A 936-nucleotide genomic window follows, 5' to 3' on the forward strand; every position below is an offset into this window, starting at 1 on the left:
CGGCGCGCATGGCGAGCCCGAGCTTGGTCCGGTTGATCAGCGCATAGGTCAGGGCGATCAGGGTCAACGCCGCGCCGAGCACGAACAGCCGCAGCCACGACACCGAGACCGGGCCGATCTCCAGCGGCGCCTCCGGGAAGGGCGCGGGGATCGCCTTGGCGACGCCGCCGAAGATCCAGAGCGTGCCCGATTGCAGGATGATCCCGGCGCCGATCATCACCAGCATGGTGGTGTCGATGTCCGAGCCCCGGAACGGCCGCAGCAGCACCAGCTCGATCGCGGCCCCGAGCAGGAGGCCGCCGAGAATCGCCAACGGCAGCGCCAGAAAGAAGTTCAGCCCCAGCGCCGCGACCGCGAGGTACATAACGTAGGCGCCGACGGTGTAGAGCGCGCCGTGGGTGAAGTTCACGACGTTCATGATCCCGAAGATCAGCGTAAGGCCGATCCCCAACAGCGCGTAGGTACCGCCGAGGATGAGCGCGTTGACGAGGTGCTGGACCAGTTCGTTCATGGGCTTCTCCTGGCAGGTTGCGTGCCGGACGACCGGCGCCTCGCTGCGTGCGGGGACACGCGGGTTGCCAATTCGGTAGCCGGCACTGCGCGTCTCCCTCCCCCGCAGCGACGATGGTCACACATCTTCGTTTTGCACCGCCGCGGGCGGCAGAGCGCGACAGGCCCCCTCTCCCGTGCGGGAGAGGGTTGGGGTGAGGGATGAGAACTCTTCGGATCGAGCGCGCGATCGATGCGCGACAGGACGCGCCTCGTTCTGAAAGCTCTCGCCCCTCACCCTATCCCTCTCCCGCTCGGGAGAGGGGACCCGCGCTCGGTCCTGAAACCGCGTGGCCGAACCCGATGTGTGATTCTGTAGGCCCCCGCCGAGGGGGGAGGGAGGGCGCGCGGCGGCAGCCCTACAGTGCCGGCACGATCACCTTCCCG

General features: G+C 68.3%; 1 pseudogene. It reads right to left on the reverse strand.

Going from position 1 to position 936, the window contains the following annotated elements:
* Positions 1 to 511 (reverse strand): annotated as a pseudogene (locus I53_RS21265) (branched-chain amino acid ABC transporter permease); the annotation flags it as partial.
* Positions 512 to 936: the final 425 nt, after the last annotated feature.

The organism is Methylobacterium sp. B1, assembly GCF_000333255.1.
Classification (GTDB): domain Bacteria; phylum Pseudomonadota; class Alphaproteobacteria; order Rhizobiales; family Beijerinckiaceae; genus Methylobacterium; species Methylobacterium fujisawaense.